20 protein-coding genes are annotated in these 17,986 nt (G+C 71.0%); 14 read left to right on the top strand and 6 right to left on the bottom strand.

What is annotated here, in order from left to right; genetic code table 11:
* Positions 1 to 1,096: 1,096 nt before the first annotated feature.
* Positions 1,097 to 1,441 (bottom strand): ankyrin repeat domain-containing protein, encoded by a 345-nt coding sequence (locus tag ACIQUR_RS29595; protein WP_403670652.1) that lies wholly within the window; start codon positions 1,439 to 1,441, stop codon positions 1,097 to 1,099.
* Positions 1,442 to 2,260: 819 nt separating this feature from the next.
* On the opposite strand from ACIQUR_RS29595, the gene ACIQUR_RS29590 reads away from it, so the two are divergent.
* Positions 2,261 to 3,019 (top strand): DUF4253 domain-containing protein, encoded by a 759-nt coding sequence (locus ACIQUR_RS29590; RefSeq protein WP_403670649.1) that lies wholly within the window; start codon positions 2,261 to 2,263, stop codon positions 3,017 to 3,019.
* Here the strand turns inward: ACIQUR_RS29590 and ACIQUR_RS29585 are convergent, their stop codons facing one another.
* The 3 genes from ACIQUR_RS29585 to ACIQUR_RS29575 form a co-directional block, all read right to left on the bottom strand.
* Positions 3,020 to 3,739 carry a hypothetical protein gene (locus ACIQUR_RS29585; RefSeq protein WP_403670647.1) on the bottom strand — a complete coding sequence of 240 codons (720 nt, stop codon included), beginning with the start codon at positions 3,737 to 3,739 and terminating at the stop codon, positions 3,020 to 3,022. It abuts the gene before it with no gap.
* A gap of 120 nt (positions 3,740 to 3,859) precedes the next feature.
* Positions 3,860 to 4,633, bottom strand: a complete 774-nt coding sequence (locus ACIQUR_RS29580; protein WP_403670645.1) for an ABC transporter permease — start codon at positions 4,631 to 4,633, stop codon at positions 3,860 to 3,862.
* Positions 4,630 to 5,571 carry an ABC transporter ATP-binding protein gene (locus ACIQUR_RS29575; protein ID WP_403670642.1) on the bottom strand — a complete coding sequence of 314 codons (942 nt, stop codon included), beginning with the start codon at positions 5,569 to 5,571 and terminating at the stop codon, positions 4,630 to 4,632. Before ACIQUR_RS29575 ends, ACIQUR_RS29580 begins: the two co-directional genes overlap by 4 nt.
* Positions 5,572 to 6,252: 681 nt before the next feature.
* Between ACIQUR_RS29575 and ACIQUR_RS29570 the strand changes: the two genes are divergently transcribed.
* The 12 genes from ACIQUR_RS29570 to ligA all read left to right on the top strand — a co-directional run bounded on the left by ACIQUR_RS29570 (position 6,253) and on the right by ligA (position 16,159).
* Complete coding sequence (locus ACIQUR_RS29570) at positions 6,253 to 6,450, top strand: hypothetical protein (RefSeq protein ID WP_403670639.1); 198 nt, start codon at positions 6,253 to 6,255, stop codon at positions 6,448 to 6,450.
* A 129-nt stretch (positions 6,451 to 6,579) separates the two neighbouring features.
* Positions 6,580 to 6,759 carry a hypothetical protein gene (locus tag ACIQUR_RS29565; protein ID WP_403670636.1) on the top strand — a complete coding sequence of 60 codons (180 nt, stop codon included), beginning with the start codon at positions 6,580 to 6,582 and terminating at the stop codon, positions 6,757 to 6,759.
* Between the two features lie 102 nt (positions 6,760 to 6,861).
* Entirely contained in the window at positions 6,862 to 7,704 is an 843-nt protein-coding gene (locus tag ACIQUR_RS29560; RefSeq protein WP_403670633.1) for a hypothetical protein, read from the top strand.
* Positions 7,701 to 8,717 (top strand): alpha/beta fold hydrolase, encoded by a 1,017-nt coding sequence (locus ACIQUR_RS29555; RefSeq protein WP_403670630.1) that lies wholly within the window; start codon positions 7,701 to 7,703, stop codon positions 8,715 to 8,717. The genes ACIQUR_RS29560 and ACIQUR_RS29555 overlap by 4 nt, the downstream gene beginning before the upstream one ends.
* Complete coding sequence (locus ACIQUR_RS29550) at positions 8,714 to 9,265, top strand: hypothetical protein (protein ID WP_403670627.1); 552 nt, start codon at positions 8,714 to 8,716, stop codon at positions 9,263 to 9,265. Before ACIQUR_RS29555 ends, ACIQUR_RS29550 begins: the two co-directional genes overlap by 4 nt.
* Entirely contained in the window at positions 9,262 to 9,975 is a 714-nt protein-coding gene (locus tag ACIQUR_RS29545; protein WP_403670624.1) for a class I SAM-dependent methyltransferase, read from the top strand. The genes ACIQUR_RS29550 and ACIQUR_RS29545 overlap by 4 nt, the downstream gene beginning before the upstream one ends.
* Positions 9,976 to 10,004: 29 nt before the next feature.
* The gene (locus tag ACIQUR_RS29540) at positions 10,005 to 10,184 is read left to right on the top strand and encodes a hypothetical protein (RefSeq protein ID WP_403670621.1); all 180 of its coding nucleotides are present in this window, start codon (positions 10,005 to 10,007) and stop codon (positions 10,182 to 10,184) included.
* 2 nt (positions 10,185 to 10,186) lie between these two features.
* Positions 10,187 to 11,902, top strand: a complete 1,716-nt coding sequence (locus ACIQUR_RS29535) for an ABC transporter ATP-binding protein (RefSeq protein ID WP_403670619.1) — start codon at positions 10,187 to 10,189, stop codon at positions 11,900 to 11,902.
* Positions 11,899 to 13,356, top strand: coding sequence for a phytoene desaturase family protein (locus ACIQUR_RS29530; RefSeq protein WP_403670616.1), 1,458 nt, complete (start codon positions 11,899 to 11,901; stop codon positions 13,354 to 13,356). The genes ACIQUR_RS29535 and ACIQUR_RS29530 overlap by 4 nt, the downstream gene beginning before the upstream one ends.
* Positions 13,356 to 13,778 carry a hypothetical protein gene (locus ACIQUR_RS29525; RefSeq protein WP_403670613.1) on the top strand — a complete coding sequence of 141 codons (423 nt, stop codon included), beginning with the start codon at positions 13,356 to 13,358 and terminating at the stop codon, positions 13,776 to 13,778. The genes ACIQUR_RS29530 and ACIQUR_RS29525 overlap by 1 nt, the downstream gene beginning before the upstream one ends.
* 35 nt (positions 13,779 to 13,813) lie before the next feature.
* The gene (locus ACIQUR_RS29520; protein WP_403670610.1) at positions 13,814 to 13,981 is read left to right on the top strand and encodes a hypothetical protein; all 168 of its coding nucleotides are present in this window, start codon (positions 13,814 to 13,816) and stop codon (positions 13,979 to 13,981) included.
* A 138-nt stretch (positions 13,982 to 14,119) separates the two neighbouring features.
* Positions 14,120 to 16,159, top strand: a complete 2,040-nt coding sequence (gene ligA, locus ACIQUR_RS29515; protein ID WP_403670607.1) for an NAD-dependent DNA ligase LigA — start codon at positions 14,120 to 14,122, stop codon at positions 16,157 to 16,159.
* A 79-nt stretch (positions 16,160 to 16,238) separates the two neighbouring features.
* Here the strand turns inward: ligA and ACIQUR_RS29510 are convergent, their stop codons facing one another.
* Both ACIQUR_RS29510 and ACIQUR_RS29505 read right to left on the bottom strand, forming a co-directional pair.
* On the bottom strand, positions 16,239 to 16,868 hold the full coding sequence (locus ACIQUR_RS29510; protein WP_403670604.1) for a class I SAM-dependent methyltransferase: 630 nt from the start codon (positions 16,866 to 16,868) through the stop codon (positions 16,239 to 16,241).
* Between the two features lie 59 nt (positions 16,869 to 16,927).
* The gene (locus ACIQUR_RS29505) at positions 16,928 to 17,275 is read right to left on the bottom strand and encodes a hypothetical protein (RefSeq protein ID WP_399957565.1); all 348 of its coding nucleotides are present in this window, start codon (positions 17,273 to 17,275) and stop codon (positions 16,928 to 16,930) included.
* 200 nt (positions 17,276 to 17,475) lie between these two features.
* Here ACIQUR_RS29505 and ACIQUR_RS29500 point away from each other — a divergent pair, with 200 nt between their 5' ends.
* Positions 17,476 to 17,982, top strand: coding sequence for an MOSC domain-containing protein (locus ACIQUR_RS29500; RefSeq protein WP_403670601.1), 507 nt, complete (start codon positions 17,476 to 17,478; stop codon positions 17,980 to 17,982).
* Positions 17,983 to 17,986: the final 4 nt, after the last annotated feature.

Here is a 17,986-nt window from a genome sequence, read left to right as displayed (position 1 = left end):
GGAGCCTGGCCCCGCCGATCCGCTCGGGGGATGTGAGTCGCTTCGCTGCACTCAGCGGGGCTGGGCTTCGCCCAGCCCCAAGACCGGCCCTTTGGGCCGGGGTCCTCCGCTGCGCTTCGGACTGGCGGCGCGGCTTCGCTGCGCTAGAGCCGGCCTTCGGCCGGTGTCCTGCGCTTCGCTTCGGACTCCTCGGGGCCTCGCTGCGCTCGGCCCCGAGGACCTGTTGCGCAGGCCCGGGTGACCCCGTTTCACGGGGTTCGGGCCTTCGGCCCGTTGGGCGGGTCCGCTTCGCTCCCCCGCCCGGGCCCTTCCGGCTCCGCCTTCAGGACCATCCCGCTGCGCGGGCGGCTGGCAGCAGGCTCGCCTTCGGGAGGTCGTTCGTGGCTCCCTTTCACTCCAAAAGCGAGCTCGGCTTCACCGAGCTCGCTTTCCCCCCAGAAACAGGAGAAACTACTTCGACGATGATCGGTGTCTTCTTTGCAGTGTGCACATTCTCGGCTGCCAAATGGCCAGCCGGTATACGCTGGCCTGGCTTAACCCCCGAAGCGACTCTCGCTCGCAATATGCCCTCGCCATCCACCGAGCAGACGATATCAAGCTGTGCTTGATAGGCGTAAGCATAGTGACAGTACGGAAGGTCACCCAGCAGCGGTGACGCAACCCCAGGATTCATATCCAACCAAACAATGGGAATGTCATCCTGATGAGGAATCGACGTAGGTAAAACCACTTCCGCGACCTCCCCCGGAGCCCCTCGCAGAACAATCTCCTTCGGAGTCGTGACCTCCCCGGAGCCCCTCTCAGCCGTGACCTCCCCGCTACACCCACTCAGCCCCACTACGGCCACAGCCAAAACGATGCATTGCACCCAAGCCTGGTCGTACCTCTTCCCCGACATCTCATTGCCCCCCGCGAACTGATCCAACGAGTCAGCATGACCTCGCCGAAACTCTAGCCCACCTCAAGATGCTTGGTCAGGGCTGGCCGACTATGAAGACCCCGTTCCCCGGGAACCGGGCCTTACGGCCCATTGGGCCGGTCCGCTTCGCTCCCCGCCCCCGGGGCCCTTCCGGCTTCGCCTCCAGAACCTAGCCCGCTACGCGGGCAGCTGGCTGGCAGAGCCAGTGCGGGTGGTGAACCTGTCGAGGAGTCGGATGGCCATGACGTGCTCGTATTGGCAGGCCAGGTCTCGGGCGGTCTTACCCTCGAGGGCCATGGCGGGGTCGGCGCCGTAGGCGAGGAGGATCGCGATGAGCGCGGTATCGGCGGGCTCACCTGATTGGAGCGCGGAGTCACCTTCCAGATCGATGGCGTGCATCAAGAGGGTCTGCCCACAGCAGACCTCGTTGACATCAGCGCCTTCATCGAGGAGCCGCGTCAAGGTGGCGTGCTCGGCCGACTCAACCGCTTGATGGGCCGGGGTCCAGGGGTTGTCGACCATGTGCTTCCTTGGCGGGGGTGGAGGGGTCTCGCTCTGTTCTGCATCAAAATAGCACTGCGGATGACAACTGGGACCGGGGCTTCCTGGCAGACCTGCCCGTCAGTGACGCGGCTGTTGTCGACGATCAGTGAAACTGCGCACCACCCAACCAACCTGCGCAACCGTGCCCGCACGGACAAGCATCGCAGTTCAGACGGCTGACGAGTTCAACACAGCCACCAACCCGATCGGCCACTCCGCACACCCCAGGTAAGAAGCGTGGCGACTGCTCAGTCCGCGACGCCAGCCTTCACCGCCTCGGCGAACAGCTCACGGTGGACTGCCAGCCACATTCCCACCCCACACCGCCAGACGCACACGAACATCCGCGCTCACACCAGTCCGCGCAGGCGGCCGGGCCGACAGCCTGCCCTCACGCGAGCCACCGCCACCCAGTTCCACACCGTCCGAAGCGACACCTCCAGGGCCTCAGCGACCAAACGCGCATGGTCGGTGGTCAACTCGCCCCGGGAATCCAACGCCACGAGGCGTGCCACCGCCCCCTCACGCCCCACAGCCGGCCGCCACCGCGACATGTCTTCGCCGGCAGGAACCTGATCGGACACCCCTCACTCCCAGCAGGAACCCCGCACCATCCGGCTATCCACAACCGAAGCTGTCCATCCCGACACGCCGACCAGACCAACACGAACGAGGGAAGCAAGGGGATACGGATTGCCATCCGCCCTCACCAGGAAGACGAAAATCCTGCACAGCTAGCATCCACACGTGCACCCCGAGCCTCGATCGACCCTCAGGACCCCACTCCCGCCCGGCCGTATGATCACATCCGACGAGGGCGACGGAGATGTGCAGCCCCTTTGGCTCAGCGATCGGCCCGCCCCGGTCGAACTGTGGGCACAGATCCAGACCGAGCACACAACCTCCGGCCTCTGGCCACTACTCCTCGACTCCCCGGATTCAGACGGCGGCGACTTCCGCCCATGGGGATCTGGCGAGATCTTCCCCGAGCAGATGTCATCCCCGGCAAGCCATGACTCGGCCGGCCTGCTCGCGCAGTGGTGGGCGGCGCACACCGCCGTCGATGAAGAAGACGTGCCCCCCGCCGCAGAACGCCTCGCCGTCACAGCCCCCTTCGGTCAGAGCTGGCCCGGCCTCGCGCCCGGCCGAGAACCAGCAACGAATGCCGACCAACTGGCCGGCGAGTACGCGCAGGCATTCCTCACCGACCGGCCTCAATCCCGACTGGGACTGGTCATCGCCGCGTCCGGCGCCGAGGCCCTCACCGCCGCAGGCTGGGCCGGGCCCTGCAACTACGACCACGACACTGCAAAGTTCTCCGCGGTCCTCGCGGATTGGGAGCACCGCTTCGGTACTCGTGTCGTCGCCGTCGGATTCTCGACCCTGCACATCAGCGTCGCCGCTCCACCGATGGACCAGGAAGACGCTCTGCTGGTCGCCGCTGAGCACTTCGCCTTCTGCCCGGACAACATCTGGCAAGGCAGCCGCCCTCACACACTGGCCGCGTACGCCGAACGACTCACCGGTGCACACAACTGGGACTTCTGGTGGGACTGATCATCCCCGCAGCAACGCGACCCTGAGGCCGTGCGCCACGGTAACGGTCCGGCCATCCCCACCCCTCACGCGATGCTCGCGCAGCGCGATGCCCCTAACGCTGTCCCGTAACTGCCAGGAGGGGTAGGGGTCGGGCTCAGACTCCCTTGTGGTCTGCTGCTGCGGCCCAGCGACGGATGTGCGGGTCGGGATGGACCCGGGCGGATGCGAGTGTGCTTTCAAGTAGTTCGTGCAGGGATGGTGGATAGGCTGCGCGGGAGGTAGGCAGGTCCAGCAGGACGCGGTGGAGCGTCTGCTGGTCGGCGGATTCGGCGAACACCCGCAGGTCCAGGCGACCTTGATGTCCCGTGTCTCGTCCAGGCCGGGATCACGTACCCCGCCAGGTGCGTGCACCGGAGACCGGTCTGCACGCAAGGGCACGTGGGCGCTGTACCAGGCTCGCACGGCACCAGCTCGCTCGGCATCCGTGCCGGTCCGCAGGTAGTCGACCAATGCCGCCATCACGCTGCGGCGTCCGAATGCGTAGACCGCCGGCTCGACGAACCAGCGGCAGAAGCTGGGATCCGGGTCGTTCACGGCTGCCGCCATCAGCGGGGCGAACCACTCCTCGGGCAGACTTGCACGTTCGAGCAGGGGCTTACGCATCGTATGGGCGAGGTGGCGGGCATGCCGGTCCTTCGGCTCCATGCTGACGTCTACGACGCCCAGCAGCTGGGCCACCTCTGTCACGCATGTCAGGAATGAACGCACCGCCGACCTCCAGAAAGGCCCTGGAACGAGCCTCACCGCCCTGGACGACTTTCTGGAGGCAGCCTGACTCCGGTTGCGCTCGTGGTCGGGTCAGACGCGGGGTTCCCAGCGGAACTTGCGGGTTGCCGTCCAGGCGAAGAGGGCGGTCCAGAGCAGGGCCAGTGCCGTGTGGGTGAGGAGGGCGGCGGCGCCGAGTTCGGCGGTCCAGCCCGAGCGGATCAGGTCGACGGTCGAGGACAGCGGTGCGTAGAGCAGGGCGTCGCCGAGTGCGTCCGGAAGGACTTCGCGGGGGAGGTAGATGCCGGAGACCATTGGCAGGATGAAGATCGCCGGCAGGGTGGCGACCATGACGGATTCGACCGTTCGGCACAGCGCCGCGGTGGCCGCCGCCATCGCGGTCATCTGTGCGACTCCGGTGAGCAGTCCGGCCAGGGCCGCGAGCGGCTGCCGCGGGACCGCGTCGAACATGACCGACAGCACGGCCGAGGTGACGAGGATCTGGACGACGGCGACGGTGACGTAGAGGGAGGCCCCGCCGGCCAGGATCACCGCGTCGGACGCCTCTCCGGTCCGCAGTCGCTTGAGGACCAGTTCCTCGCGGCGGGCCACGTACAGGCCGGTGACGGAGGAGTAGAGGGAGAAGATCAGCAGGATCCCGGCGGCGGTGGACACCATGAGGGGGCCCGCGTCGAGGCCGTGACCGGCGAGGTCCAGCTGGTCGTGCACGAAGCGCATGGCCATCAGGATCATCAGCGGGACGAACACGACGTATATGTAGTTGCCCTTGATCCGGTTGAACAGCTTCCACTCGACGCGGAACAGGGCCTTCATGTGCCGTACTGCCGGCGCGTGGTTGCCGCTCATGCCGTCTCCTCCTGGTTCCCCGCCTGGCCGGCGATGCGGATGAAGGCCTCTTCGAGCGAGGCCGGGCGGGCGGTGAACCGGTCCAGCGTCACGTCGTTCTCATCGGCCCAGCTCAGCAGTCTCGCCGCGTCGTGCTGCAGCTCCGCAGTCGTGACGGTCACGCGGCCGTTCTGCTGCCGCACGGTCCCGCGTACGGGCAGCCGGTGGCCGGACCACCGTGCGGGCAGGCCGAAGGAGAGCGACGAGGGGTGGTCGGCCACGATCCGGGCGACCGTTCCCGCGGTGGCGATCCGTCCCCTGTGCATGATCGCCAGGTGGTCGGCGAGGGACTCGGCCTCTTCCAGGTAGTGGGTGGTGAGCAGCACGGTCGTACCTCCCTCCCGGAGCTGCCGGATCAGCGCCCAGGTGGCGTGGCGGCCTTCGGCGTCCATCCCGGCCGTCGGTTCGTCGAGGAAGAGGACCTCCGGGTGGGACAGGGTCGAGACGGCCAGGTCCAGGCGCCGCTTCTCGCCGCCGGAGAGGTTGCGCACCATGACGTCGGCGCGGTGGTCGAGCCCGGCGGTTTCGAGTGCTTCGCGGACCGGGCGGGGCCGCGAGGTGAGCTGGGCCCACATCTCCACGCTCTCCCGCACCGTCAGGTGGGAGATGAAGCCTCCCTCCTGGAGCATCGCGCCGGTGCGTGGCCGGATCCGCGCCCTGTCGGCCACCGGGTCCAGGTCGCCGAATAGCCGGATCTCGCCGCTGTGTGGTGCCGCGAGCCCCTCCAGGAGTTCGACGGTGGAGGTCTTGCCGGCTCCGTTGGTGCCCAGCAGGGCGAAGAGCTCTCCGGGGGCCACGCTGAAGCTGACGCCGCGTACGGCGTCGAAGGCGCCCTTCCCCCGCCCGTACCGGCGCCACACGTCGATGGCTTGAATGTGACTTTTTGCTGCTGTCTGCATATCGCTCCTTCTTCGGCTGGCACACCGGTACGACTGCCGATCATTTCATGGTGGACACCCCATACTCCAACACCGGAGTATCGAATTCCGCAAACATCCAAAACCTCAGAAGAACCTCAAGTAATGGCAATGTGACGACGACCACATAGGTAAAGTGTTGATCAACTGGCCGCGACCGTTCATATACTTGCGACCAGCGCCCCACTCGAACGGAAATGACCGTCCGGCCGAGGTGGGAGAGAGTCGAAGCGAACAACGGAAGCGATTCGCCTTGAATCGCCGGGGGAATGAACATGTTCTTCGTGCACAGGATCCGGCTCCATCGACTACCGTGCGGCACGGGCGGCCACGGGCCTGCCGGGTCGGACGGCGGCTTTTCGCGGCGGGGTTGAGCCCGCCCGCTCCAGGGACTCCACAGGGTGGCCATGAAGCCTCCCGTGCGCACCGTGCCCGAGCGCCCGTCCGGATTCATCGAGGTTGTCAGCCACGGGCAATGTCTTGGTAATTGACTTCTTTTTGGCAGAGCATTGTTTTGGCAATGTTGATGCCGCCTTGTTTTCGGGAACTGCATTTGCCTTCACGCCGGATGCGAATACAGACTTCCCGCCGACGGCAGGCATGCCGTCCGACGGGATTCCATCAGTCCCGACAATACGAATGGAGAGGAGGAAGACAATGCTGATGCAGAAGGTGAATGCCGATGCCGCCCTGACGGGCGTGCTGGAGGCGGGCGCCGCGGTGCGCGGTTCCGCTCCCGTCATGGCCACTCCGGCCATCATCGCCGCGACCCCCGTCATCGCGAAGGCCGCCGGTGTCGTCGTCGGTGCCGGCGCGGTGACCGGCGCGGCCTACGCCGCGTACAAGACCGCCACCGGCTGACCGGTGCGGCAGGCCGGCGCCGGGGTCCGTGGCGAGCGGGCCCGGGCTCGGCGGCAACCGGTCCGGCAGGCAGTCCAAGTGCCTGCCGGACCGGATCATCCGATATATCAGATTGCTGGAGGAAGCACCATGTCTGTGCTCATTCAGAAGGTGAACGCGGGTCTCGGCGAGCTGTCCGACAACCCCGTCGCCCCGGTGATGGCCACGCCGGCCGCGTTCGTCGCCGGCGTGGTGGCGGGCGCCAAGGCGTCCTGCATCATCGTCGGCGCCGCGGGCGTCGGTGTCGCGCTCGCGAACGCCCAGAAGTAGCCGGTGCCGCGGGGGCCCGGCGCACCGGGCCCCCGCCTCCCTCGCCCGCCGTCCTCCAGGCCCTTTCACGCCCCACACCCTCCGGCCCATCAGGAACGGAACATGTTGCAACGTCTCCGCAGAGCCGCCGAAGCAGCGTGCGCGCGGCCGCTGGCCACGGCCGAGCGGCTGTCCGCTGCCACGCACTTGCTGTCCAGCCTCGAGTACATGGTCCGCCGCACCGACCGGGAGCCGGGCGGCCTCAACGACTGGTCCCGCACCAGGGCCCAGGTTCCGGCCAAGACCAAGGCCGTACAGGCGGTGAGGGACTTCATCGCCCGTGAACCGGTCACGCAGGCCCTCCACGGTTCGCGCGCCGTCGCCGCGCTCCTGCTGATCTCCCCGGTGCGCAACAACACCCTGCGCATGGCCGCCGACGCGTACCTGGCGACGAGCCAGATCCTGATCTACCCCCGGCACTTGTTCGGGACCGACGGCTCCGACCAGGTGTCCTTCCTGGTCCAGGCCGCTGCGGCCCTCGGCCGGGCGGGCGGCACGGAGGGCACCCGCCGGGCCGCCGTGCAGTTCATCGGCGCGCAGACGGTGCTGTCGTACGGGGCTTCGGGCTGGGCCAAGCTGCCCGGTGACGCCTGGCGCTCCGGGGACGCCCTCGTGAAGATCATGCGTACGCAGACCTACGGCGACGAGTGGCTCTACCGGCAGCTGGAGAAGTACCCGGCGGCCTCCCGGGCGCTGTGCCACGCGGTGCTCGCCCTGGAGTGCGGCTTCCCGCTGCTGCTCCTGAAGCGCGGGAAGTACATCGAGGCGGGACTGCTCGTCATGGGGGCCTTCCACGTGGCCAACGCCCGCTTCATGGGCCTGTCCCGCTTCGCCTGGGCGTTCGCCGCCACGTATCCGTCCGTACGGGCACTGGCCAAGGGCACCGGTTCCGGGGAGACGGCATGAGCACCTGGAGCTTCCCCCGGCTGACCGCGGCGGCCCTCGGCGCCGGCCTGGCCACCGGCCTCGCGCACCAGGGCCTGGCCACGCTGCACTCCCAGCGGGCCCACGCCGGATTCGAACAGCGGCGGCTGCGCTGCTCCAGCGGCAACATCCTCACCTACCACGTGCGGGCCGGGGCGACCGGCGGCCCGACCCTGGTCTGCGACGCCGGGCTGATGAACACCTCGGCGTCCTGGCTGCTCGTCGCCGACCACCTGGACCCCTCGGTCTCGGTGGTCCTCTACGACCGGGCGGGATACCGCGGTTCGCTGCGGCGCTGCCCGGAGGACTACTCGCTGAACGAGTCCGTCAACGACCTGGCGGAGGTCGTCGCCGACGGCGTCGCCGACGACGCTCCCTGCGTCCTGACGGGGCACTCCCTGGGCGGCTACCTCGTCCACCGTGCGGCGGGGGCGGACGCGCTCGCGGGACGGGTGCACGGCGTCGTACTGATCGACCCCACGCACCCCCGCGAACTGCTCCACTCGCGCAAGCAGCGCGAAGGCTCGCGGGGCGTGAACCTGACGATGAAGCTCGGCCCGTGGTCCGCGCTGCTCGGGGCGGGGCTGCTCATCGACAAGAAGGGGCTGTACTCCTTCGCCGAGGGCAGCCCCCACTACCGGACGCTGCGTCTGGAGGGCTCCGCGGCCTCCACGTGGCGTGCCGCACGCCGCGAGTGGGACTACTCGTACGCCTTCATGCTCGACGGCGGCCGCCCCCTCGACGCGCTGGACGTCCCCGTCTCGGTGGTGGCGGCCCACTCCACGATGCGGGACACCCCCGAGCACGAGGAGCTCTACCAGGACTACCTGGACTCGGGCACCGGGGGCCGCCTCACCACCGTCGAGGGCTCCAACCACCTGTCCATCACGGGCGGCACCGCGTACGCGCCCCTCACCGCCCGGGCGATCGAGGAAGCGATCGCCGGGGCGGGCGGCCGCACGGCGGCCACGGCGGCGCTGGAGGAGGCGGCATGAGCACGAGCAAGACCGAGATGGTGCTGGAACGCGCGGTGCCGGCGTTGCTCGCCGGCTGGTTCGTGGCGTCGGTGCTGGGACAGCACCCGGACCGCGGCTACGACAGGATCCGCAACGTCGACCGCACGGGCACCGGGATCCTCATCCCGAACTGGCGGTTCTTCGCTCCCGTCCCCGCGGTCGAGGACCAGCACTTCCTCTACCGGCTCGCCAGCGCGGACCGCACCCGCCACACCGAGTGGCGCGAGGTGTACGCGATCACCCCGCGCCGGATGGCGCACGCCTTCTGGTTCCCCGGCCGCCGCGTCGAGAAGGCCATCTTCGACGTGGCCTCCACCCTGATGAACAACGCCGGGGCCATGACGCCCCTGCACCAGGAGGCCAGGCAGGCCGCCTACGGCCTCGTCAACGAGTTCGTACGCCGGCGCATCACGCCGGAGCCGGACCACCCGCTGTTCCAGGTGATGCTGGTCCGCTACTCGGGCTACGACCACAGCGAGGACCCGAAGTACGACATGGTCTTCGACTACGAAGAGGTGAACCCGTGACCCCGGACGTGCAGTACGGGGCCGAGGTGGCCTCCGTCTACGACTCCCTGATCGCGCCGGCGATGCCCACGGCGGAGGCCGTGGAACGGCTCAGGCCCCACATCTCCGGCGCCCGGGTGCTGGAGGTCGGGGTGGGCACCGGGCGCATCGCCCTGCCCGCCGCCGAGTACGCGGCCGAACTGGTCGGTCTCGACAACTCCCGGGCCATGCTCGACGTGTTCCGCGCGAAGGGCCTGCCCGGCAACGTCACCCTCCTGGAGGGCGACTTCCGGCTTCCCCTGCCGGTGACCGGCCACTTCGACGCCGCCTATTCGACGATGGGCTCCCTGGCGTGCGTGAACAGCCGCGAGGAGCTCACGGCCTCCTTCGCCCGCATACGGGAGGCACTCGTCCCGGGCAGCCCACTGCTGTTCGAGTACTACTCCACGGCCACCTACCGGCCGCTGGCGCAGCTGGGCACGGTGACCGTGCCGATGCCGCACCACGGGGGCACCACCACCTTCACCATCACCCTGGACGACCGGGACCTCCTCACCATGACCACCCGGGTCGAGGTGCCGGGCACCGAGACCGTCGAGTTCGGCGAGCGGGTCCTGCTCGTCGAGCGCACCGAGGTCGAGGCCTGCCTGGCCGGCGCCGGCTTCCGGGCCGAGCAGATGCACCCGGCCGACGGCGGGCCCTACGACTGGTACACCGCCCGCAGCCGATAGCCCGAGAGCAAGCAAGAAAGGGGGCAGCCGTGGTGTCGGCAAGCCGCATCACCTGGTTCGCCATCGCGTTCACGTTCGCCCTGCCGAGCATGCTGTTGATGTTCCGCGAGGACGGCCGGATCACCTCGGGAACCTGGATCACCAGCGTCCTGTTCGCCGCGGCCATCGCCACGACCGCAACGATCTTCCTGGGCGAGGCAAAGCAGTGAACATGAACGAGATCGTCCGCCGGCACCGCGTGCTGCTGGGCCTGGGCACCCTGCTCGGACTCGCGGGCACCGCCGCGACCCTGCTCCAGCCGCTCCTCATCGGCGACCTGATCGAGGCCGTTGCCCTCGAACGGGCCATCGCGCAGCCCATCGCCCTCATCGCCGGCCTGTTCGCGGCCGACGCGCTGCTGGCCGCCCTGCACTTCCACCTGATCGGCCGGGCCGGGGAGAACATCGTCCTGGACATGCGCACCACCCTCACCGGGCGGCTGCTGCACTCCCAGGTCAGGGCGTACCAGAAGCTGGAGCACGGCGACGTCTTCACCCGGACGATCGCCGACACCTCGCTCGCCCGCGTCGCCCTGTCCTCCTCCGTCGCGCAGATGATCACCGCGGGGCTCTCCACCCTCGGCTGCATCGCCGTCATGGCCTGGATCGACTGGAAGATGCTGCTGGTCACCGTCGGCTGCCTCGGCATCGCGTCCGCCTGCGCCCTGGGCCTGGCCCGCGCGGTACGCACCGCCGCCGTCGCGAACCGGGAGGACACGAGCGCCTACGGCTCCGCCCTGCTGCGCGTACTCGGCGCCCTGACCACCGTGAAGGCCTCCCGTGCCGAGCTGCGCGAGGCCGAACACCTCGCGGAGCTCGCGGACGCCGCCCGCCTGAGCGGCATCCGCGTCACCCGCCTGTCGGCCATGCTGATGCCGGCCATGAACGTCGGCACCCAGGTGTCCCTCGCCGTGGTGATCGCCTGGGGCATGGCCCGGACGGCCACCGGCGCCCTGCCGCTGGAGGACCTGACCGCGTTCGTCATGTACCTCTTCTACCTGGTGTCCCCGCTGGTCATGCTGTTCATGGCGGTAGGCGAGTTCCAGCAGGGCCGGGCGGCCATCGACCGGGTCAAGGAGCTCGCCCTCATCGAGCAGGAGACCGTCGACGCACCGGGGGCGGCCTTCCGGCCGGTCCCGGGCGCCCCCGCCGTCGAGTTCGAGAACGTCACCTTCGCCTACCCCGGCACCGGCACCCCGGCCGTCGACGGGACCTCCTTCTCCCTGCCCGCCACCGGGGTGACGGCGATCGTCGGCCCCTCCGGGTCCGGCAAGACCACCCTCTTCCAGCTCATCGAGCGCTTCCACACCCCCGACCGGGGCACCATCCGGTTCTCCGGAACCGACACCGCCACCCTCCCCCTCGGCGAACTGCGCGGCCGCATAGGCCTGGTCGAGCAGGAAGCCCCGCTGATGCGCGGCACCGTGCGCGAGAACCTCGTCTACGCGTGCCCCGACGCCTCCCCCGAAGCCGTCGCCGAAGCACTCGAAGCGGCCCACCTGACCGCCGTCGTCGACGCCCTGCCGAACGGGCTCGACACCGAGCTGGGCGAAGGAGGAACCGGTCTGTCCGGCGGCCAGCGGCAGCGCCTGGCCATCGCCCGCGCCCTGCTCGCCCGCCCGGACGTCCTGCTGCTCGACGAAGCGACCGCCAACCTGGACTCCGACGCGGAGACCGCCCTGCGCGAGGCCATCACCACGATCGGCACCCGCTGCCAGGTCCTGACCATCGCCCACCGCATGTCCACCGCCGCGAGCGCCGACCGCATCCTGGTCGTGGAGGCGGGCCGGCTCCGCGCCAGCGGTACGCACGCGCACCTGATGGACACCGACGAGACGTACCGCAGGCTCGCCGACCAGCAGCTCGCGCCCGCCGGAGCCCCCTCGTGAGCGACGCCGCGATCGTGGGCACCGGGCCCAACGGGCTGGCCGCCGCCGTCACCCTGGCCCGGGCCGGCCTGGCCGTCACGCTCTTCGAGCAGGCCGACAGCATCGGCGGCGGCCTGCGCACCAAGCCGCTCTTCGACAGCGAGGTCGTCCACGACATCTGCGCGGCCGTCCACCCCATGGCCGCCGCGTCCTCCTTCTTCCGCCGCTTCGACCTGCCCGCCCGCGGAGTGCCGCTGCTGCAGCCGGACATCCCGTACGCGCACCCCCTGCCGGACGGCCGGACCGCGGCGGCCTGGCGGAGCATCGCGCGTACCGCCGAGCACCTGGGCGTGGACGGACCCCGCTGGGCCCGCCTGATGGGGCCGCTGGTCCGTCACTCCCGCGCCGTCGTGGACCTGGTCCTCTCCGACCAGCGCTCGCTGCCCCGCGATCCGGCCGCGCTGTGGCTGCTCGCGCCCCGCGTCCTCGCCCATGCCACCTCGCTGCGCACCCCGTTCGCCACCGAGGAGGCCCGCGCGCTGCTGACCGGGGTCGCAGCCCACGCCGTGGGACGGCTGCCCTCCCTCGCCTCGGCAGCGGTGGCCATGCTGCTGGGTCACGCCGCCCACAGCAGCGGCTGGCCGCTCCCCGAGGGAGGCAGCGGCCGGATCGCCGACGCCCTCGCGGCGGACATCAGCGCGCACGGCGGCGTGTTCCACACCGGGCATCGCGTCCGCGACCTGGCCGAGCTGTCCGACCACCCCCTCGTCCTCCTCGACGTCAGCCCCAAGGGACTCCTCTCCCTGGCCGGGGACCGGCTGCCCGCCTCCTACGCCCGTGCCCTGCGCCGGTTCCGCTACGGGCCCGGGGCCGCCAAGGCGGATTTCCTGGTCAGCGGCCCCATCCCCTGGTCCGATCCCCTCGTCGGGCGGGCCGGCACGGTCCATCTGGGCGGCAGCCACGCCGACATCGTCCGGCAGGAGAACGCCACCGCTGCCGGGCACCGGGTCGACGACCCGTTCACCCTGGTCGTCGACCCGGCCGTGACCGACCCCTCCCGGGCCGTGGGCGGGAAGCGGCCCGTCTGGGCCTACGCCCACGTCCCCCACGGCGACACCCGTGACCCCGCCGACCTCATCCGCCGCCGCATCGAGGCCCACGCCCCCGGCTTCACCGACACCGTGATCGCCTCGCGGGGCATGCCAGCCGCGGCCTACGAGACGTACAACCCGAACTACGTGGGCGGGGACATCGCGTCCGGGGCCATGACCCTGCGCCAGTCGCTGGCCCGGCCGGCGGCCCGCTGGAACCCCTACGCCACGCCGCTCCGCGGCACGTACCTGATCTCGGCGTCCACCCCGCCCGGTCCCTCCGTCCACGGCATGTGCGGCCACCTCGCCGCCCGTGACGTGCTGCGGCACCACTTCGGCCTGGACGCCCCCGACCTGTCCCCCACCCGGAAGGAACACCCCTGATGCGCACCCGTAGCTGGGCGGTGGCCGCGGCCGCCGCCACGGCGCTCGTCACCACCGCGGCCGCCTCCCCGGCGAGCGCGGCGGGAGGCGTGCCCTGGTCGGTCGGCCACGGTACGGCCAGGGCCGAGGGCGAGCGGTCCATCGGCCGGAGCGGCGGCGGAGTGCCGGAGGTGCGGATGAACGGCACCCTCACCCGCACCGGCGACGGCTGCTCCTCGGTCTGGCTCGCCATGCAGTTCGACTTCGTCCCCGCGCCGCCGCGCAAGCAGGCCGAGGTGTGCGGCGACGGCACCGTGCCCGTCGACATCCGCTTCCTCCTCCGGTCGCCCACCACGACCGCCCGGCTGACGGTCTGCCAGGGCACGGAGAACACCAGGGACTGCGCGCCCTGGCAGAGCGTCACCCACTGGCCGATCGGCTGACCCGTCCATCCCCGCACCGAATCAGGAGACACAGAATGAAGAACAGCACCGAGATCGACCTCGCCGAGCTGGACGAGACGATCGCCAAGACCTTCCGCGAGGTGCGGACGGCGGTCAACGGCCACAACGAGAAGAGCGTCCACATGTACAGCGCCGCGCTGCGCGCGCTGGTGGAACTGCGGCGCGACCTGACGGCCCGCTGATCTCACTGCCCGGTGTCCCGGCCCGGCGGCCCCCGCCGCCGGGCCGGGACACCGGGCGCTTCACGATCCGCCGTGAGCGCTGACCACGCGGTGCTCGGGTGCGGGGCGTTGTCAGTGGTGGGCGGGATGATGACCTTCATGACCGAAAACAGTGCCCTGCTCTCCCCTGCCGCCTACGTGGAGGCCGTGACCACCGCCGTGGCGGCGTCGGCCGCGTACTACGGCGACGGGACCACGCCGCTCGGCGACGACGAGTACGACGGGCTGCTGCGCGCCATCGCGGCGTACGAGGAGGCGCACCCGGAGGAGGTGCTCGCCGAGTCGCCGACGGGGAAGGTGGCGGGCGGGGCCGTGCAGGGCGACGTGCCGCATTCGGTGCCGATGCTCTCCCTCGACAACGTCTTCGACGCCGACGAGCTGGCCGAGTGGGCCGCGGGGCTGGAGCGGCGTCTCGGTCGCCCGGTGGCCGGGTGGTGCGTGGAGCCGAAGCTCGACGGGCTCGCGGTGGCCGCCCGGTACCGGAGTGGCCGGCTCGTGCAGGTGCTCACCCGCGGCGACGGCCTGGCCGGTGAGGACATCACGCACGCCGCCGACGCCGTGCTCGGTCTGCCGCCGGTACTCACCCGGCCGATCGACGTCGAGCTGCGCGGCGAGGTGCTGCTGACGACCGCGCAGTTCGAGGAGGCCAACCGGATCCGGCTGGCCCACGAGGCCACGCCCTTCGCCCACCCGCGCAGCGGGGCGGCCGGCACGCTGCGGGCCAAGGACCGCCCGTACCGCATCGAGTTGACGTTCTTCGCCTACGGCGCGATCGGCCTGGACGACCTCGGGCACCTCGCCCTGCTGGAGAACCTGGCCGCGCTCGGGGCGAACACGGCCGCCAGCACGGCCGCGGCCCCCGTGCGGTACGAGACGCTGGAGCAGGTGCAGGAACGTATCGACGTGATCGCCGGGCTGCGCGGGGACCTGCCGTTCGGGATCGACGGCGTCGTCGTGAAGGCCGACACGGCCGAGGACCAGCGGCAGGCCGGCAACGGCTCGCGCGCCCCGCGGTGGGCGGTGGCCCGGAAGCTGGCGGCCGAGCACAAGGTGACGCGCCTGCTGGCGGTGGAGTGGAACGTCGGCCGGACCGGGATCATCGCCCCGCGCGCCGTCCTGGAGCCCGTGGTCATCGACGGCGTGACGGTCACCTACGCCACGCTGCACAACCCGGCCGACATCACCCGTCGCGGGCTCATGATCGGCGACCAGGTGTTCGTGTACCGGGCCGGCGACGTGATCCCCCGGGTCGAGGCGCCCCTGGTCGACCAGCGCACCGGCGCCGAGAGCCCGGTCGTCTTCCCGGAGGCGTGCCCCCGCTGCGGGGACACGATCGACACCACCGAGCAGCGGTGGCGGTGCGTGCGCGGCCGGAGCTGCCAGGCGGTGGCCTCGGTGATCTACGCGGCCGGACGGGACCAGCTCGACATCGAAGGTCTCGGCGGCACGCGCGCGGTCCAGCTGGTGGAGGCCGGGCTGGTCGGGGACATCGCCGACCTGTTCACCCTCACCCGCGAGCAGCTCCTCGGTCTGGAGCGGATGGGCGAGACCAGCGCCACCAACCTCCTGGCCGCGATCGAGACCGCCCGCGGGGCGGCGTTGAGCCGCGTGTTCTGCGCCCTCGGCGTCCGGGGCACCGGGCGCACGATGTCCCGCCGGATCGCCGCGCACTTCGGCTCGATGGCCGCGATCCGGGCCGCCGACGCCGAGACGCTGGCCGGGGTCGACGGCATCGGCACCGAGAAGGCCCGCGTCATCGCGGCCGAACTCGTCGAACTCGCCCCGCTGCTCGACAAGCTCCAGGCGCAGCGGGTCGGCACGCAGGTGACCGAGCCGCAGAAGCCCTCGGCCGAGGCGGGCGAGGGGGAGGAGGCCGTGGGCGGGCCGCTGGCCGGACAGGCCGTCGTGGTGACCGGCTCCATGACCGGTCCCCTCGCGGAGCTGTCCCGCAACGAGATGAACGAGCTGATCGAGCGGGCCGGCGGGAAGGCGTCGTCGTCGGTGTCCAAGCGGACCGCCCTGCTGGTGGCGGGCGAGAAGGCCGGCTCGAAGCGGACCAAGGCCGAGGACCTGGGGATCCGCATCCTCGGTCCCGAGGAGTTCGCGGCCCTGGTCGCGGATTTCCTGCCCGGCGCCTAGCCGGCGCGGCCGCGCGCGCAGGCGGCGGGGGCGGGGCCCCTGTCCGGCACCCCTGGGGGCCGGCGACGGCGGCGTGGCTTCAGGGGCGGCGGGCCAGGAGGTGGGCGTCCAGGTAGCCGCGTTCCGAGGCCGGGTCGTGGAGGAGTTGGGCCACGGGGGTGAGGCCGGCGGCGGTCAGCAGGGCGGAGAAGCGGGTGGCCGGCCAGGCGTGGGCGGGGGTCACCTTGTGGTCGAAGCGGACCGGGTCGGGGCCGTCGGTGGCGAAGAAGGAGGCCAGGAGCAGGCCTCCGGGTGCCAGGGCGCGTACCTGCTCGGCGAGCAGCGCGGGCAGTTCCTCCGGCGGGGTGTGGATCATCGAGTAGTGGGCCAGTACGCCGCCGAGGGTCCGGTCCTCGACCGGGAGGGCCTCCATGCGGGCCTCGTCGAACCGCAGGTCCGGGTGGGCCCGGCGGGCGTGCGCGACCATGGCCGGGGAGAGGTCGAGCCCGAAGGCGTCCAGTCCCAGGCCGTGCAGCACGGCCGTGAGGTGGCCGGGGCCGCACCCGACGTCGGCGGTGCGGAGGTTGCCCGTCGCGCGGACCAGCTCGGCGAACGTGCCGATCATGGCTCGGGTGAACGGCCGGGTTTCCAGCCGGTCCGCGAACAGCGACGCGTACAGCTCCACGACGTCGTCGTAGGACACTCTCGTGTCCTCCTGGTGTTTCCCCATGCGAGGGAAGCTAGCAGCGGGAGGCTCGCGGCCGACGCGGGTGGTCCGGGCGGGGGGGGTCAGTGGACGACGGTGAAGCTGCGCCAGGGGAGGGTGTCCGGGGCGGTGACGTCGGACATGGTGGTGGCGAGGTAGGTGCCGGGGGCCTCGTCCGACTTCTGGCAGCCCGGGGTGCGGTACAGGACGATGTCGACGAGCGTGTTGTTCTCCACGTGCGCGGCCCCGCGCGGGAGGGCGATCTTGTGGCAGCCCTGGACCGGCGTGTTGCTGTAGGTCAGTTCGACCGGCGAGTCGTGGGCGCGGAAGCTGAGGGTGCCCACGGTGGTCCTGTCGGCGGAGCACGCGGTGGCGGTGAGCAGCAGGACTGCCGCTCCGGTGATGACCCCGAAACGCCGGTGGTGGGACATGGCTCGGTCCTCGTCTGTGCGGTGTGCCGTTGACCGCAGCCTGACGTGGTGGGCGCGGCCCGGCATCCGCTGCGCGGCCGCGTGGATGACGGCGGGGCGGCGGGCTTCAGCCGTTCGGGGGTGTTCGGGGGGTGGGTGGCACCGGTGGGGGGTCGTCGGCCGTTGAGCCGCGGGGTGCGGTTCGGTGGTGAGGAGTGGCTGTGTACGACGGGGTCGTGGGCCGGGTGCTCCGGCGTGATGCCGGGGACCGGGACGGTCGGGAGCTGCGGGCGCGGGTCCGGTTGATGGCCGGTGTCGGGGTCGAGGGCGACCTCGGGGTGCGGGGTGCGGCGCGGCGCCGGCGGCGGGGTGCCGGGCAGGTCCACCTGCTGCCGGCGGAGGTGCTGGACGAGTTCGCCGAGGCCGGGCACGAGCTGGAGCCGGGGGAGCTCGGTGAGAACGTCACCACGCGCGGCATCGACCTCGCGCGGCTTCCGTTGGGCACCCGGCTGCAGCTCGGGGCGCACGCCGTCGTCCGCCTCGAGGGGGTACGTGGCGTCGACGGCGTGCGCGCGGGGGTGTTCCCCCGTGGGATGGAGGGGCGGGTCGTGCGGCGGGCCGGGGTGCTGGCGGTGGTCGAGTCGACCGGCTTCCTCAGTCCCGGGGACGCGATCCGCATCCGGCTGCCCGGTCTGCCGTACCGGCCCCTGCCGCCCGTCCGGCCCTGAGGGG

This window comes from Streptomyces sp. NPDC101132 (assembly GCF_044759225.1).
GTDB lineage: Bacteria > Actinomycetota > Actinomycetes > Streptomycetales > Streptomycetaceae > Streptomyces.
The sequence above is the reverse complement of the archived record's forward strand: the minus strand, read 5'-3'. Positions and strand labels throughout refer to the sequence as shown.

Coding starts and splice junctions, on each gene's coding strand:
- ACIQUR_RS29520 (WP_403670610.1), top strand. CDS start 13,814: ATGAAGAACAGCACCGAGATCGACCTCGCCGAGCTGGACGAGACGATC.
- ACIQUR_RS29555 (WP_403670630.1), top strand. CDS start 7,701: ATGAGCACCTGGAGCTTCCCCCGGCTGACCGCGGCGGCCCTCGGCGCC.
- ACIQUR_RS29575 (WP_403670642.1), bottom strand. CDS start 5,571: ATGCAGACAGCAGCAAAAAGTCACATTCAAGCCATCGACGTGTGGCGC.
- ACIQUR_RS29525 (WP_403670613.1), top strand. CDS start 13,356: ATGCGCACCCGTAGCTGGGCGGTGGCCGCGGCCGCCGCCACGGCGCTC.
- ACIQUR_RS29550 (WP_403670627.1), top strand. CDS start 8,714: ATGAGCACGAGCAAGACCGAGATGGTGCTGGAACGCGCGGTGCCGGCG.
- ACIQUR_RS29595 (WP_403670652.1), bottom strand. CDS start 1,441: ATGGTCGACAACCCCTGGACCCCGGCCCATCAAGCGGTTGAGTCGGCC.
- ACIQUR_RS29510 (WP_403670604.1), bottom strand. CDS start 16,868: ATGGGGAAACACCAGGAGGACACGAGAGTGTCCTACGACGACGTCGTG.
- ACIQUR_RS29580 (WP_403670645.1), bottom strand. CDS start 4,633: ATGAGCGGCAACCACGCGCCGGCAGTACGGCACATGAAGGCCCTGTTC.
- ACIQUR_RS29590 (WP_403670649.1), top strand. CDS start 2,261: ATGATCACATCCGACGAGGGCGACGGAGATGTGCAGCCCCTTTGGCTC.
- ACIQUR_RS29570 (WP_403670639.1), top strand. CDS start 6,253: ATGCAGAAGGTGAATGCCGATGCCGCCCTGACGGGCGTGCTGGAGGCG.
- ACIQUR_RS29535 (WP_403670619.1), top strand. CDS start 10,187: ATGAACGAGATCGTCCGCCGGCACCGCGTGCTGCTGGGCCTGGGCACC.
- ACIQUR_RS29560 (WP_403670633.1), top strand. CDS start 6,862: ATGTTGCAACGTCTCCGCAGAGCCGCCGAAGCAGCGTGCGCGCGGCCG.
- ACIQUR_RS29505 (WP_399957565.1), bottom strand. CDS start 17,275: ATGTCCCACCACCGGCGTTTCGGGGTCATCACCGGAGCGGCAGTCCTG.
- ACIQUR_RS29565 (WP_403670636.1), top strand. CDS start 6,580: ATGTCTGTGCTCATTCAGAAGGTGAACGCGGGTCTCGGCGAGCTGTCC.
- ligA (WP_403670607.1), top strand. CDS start 14,120: ATGACCGAAAACAGTGCCCTGCTCTCCCCTGCCGCCTACGTGGAGGCC.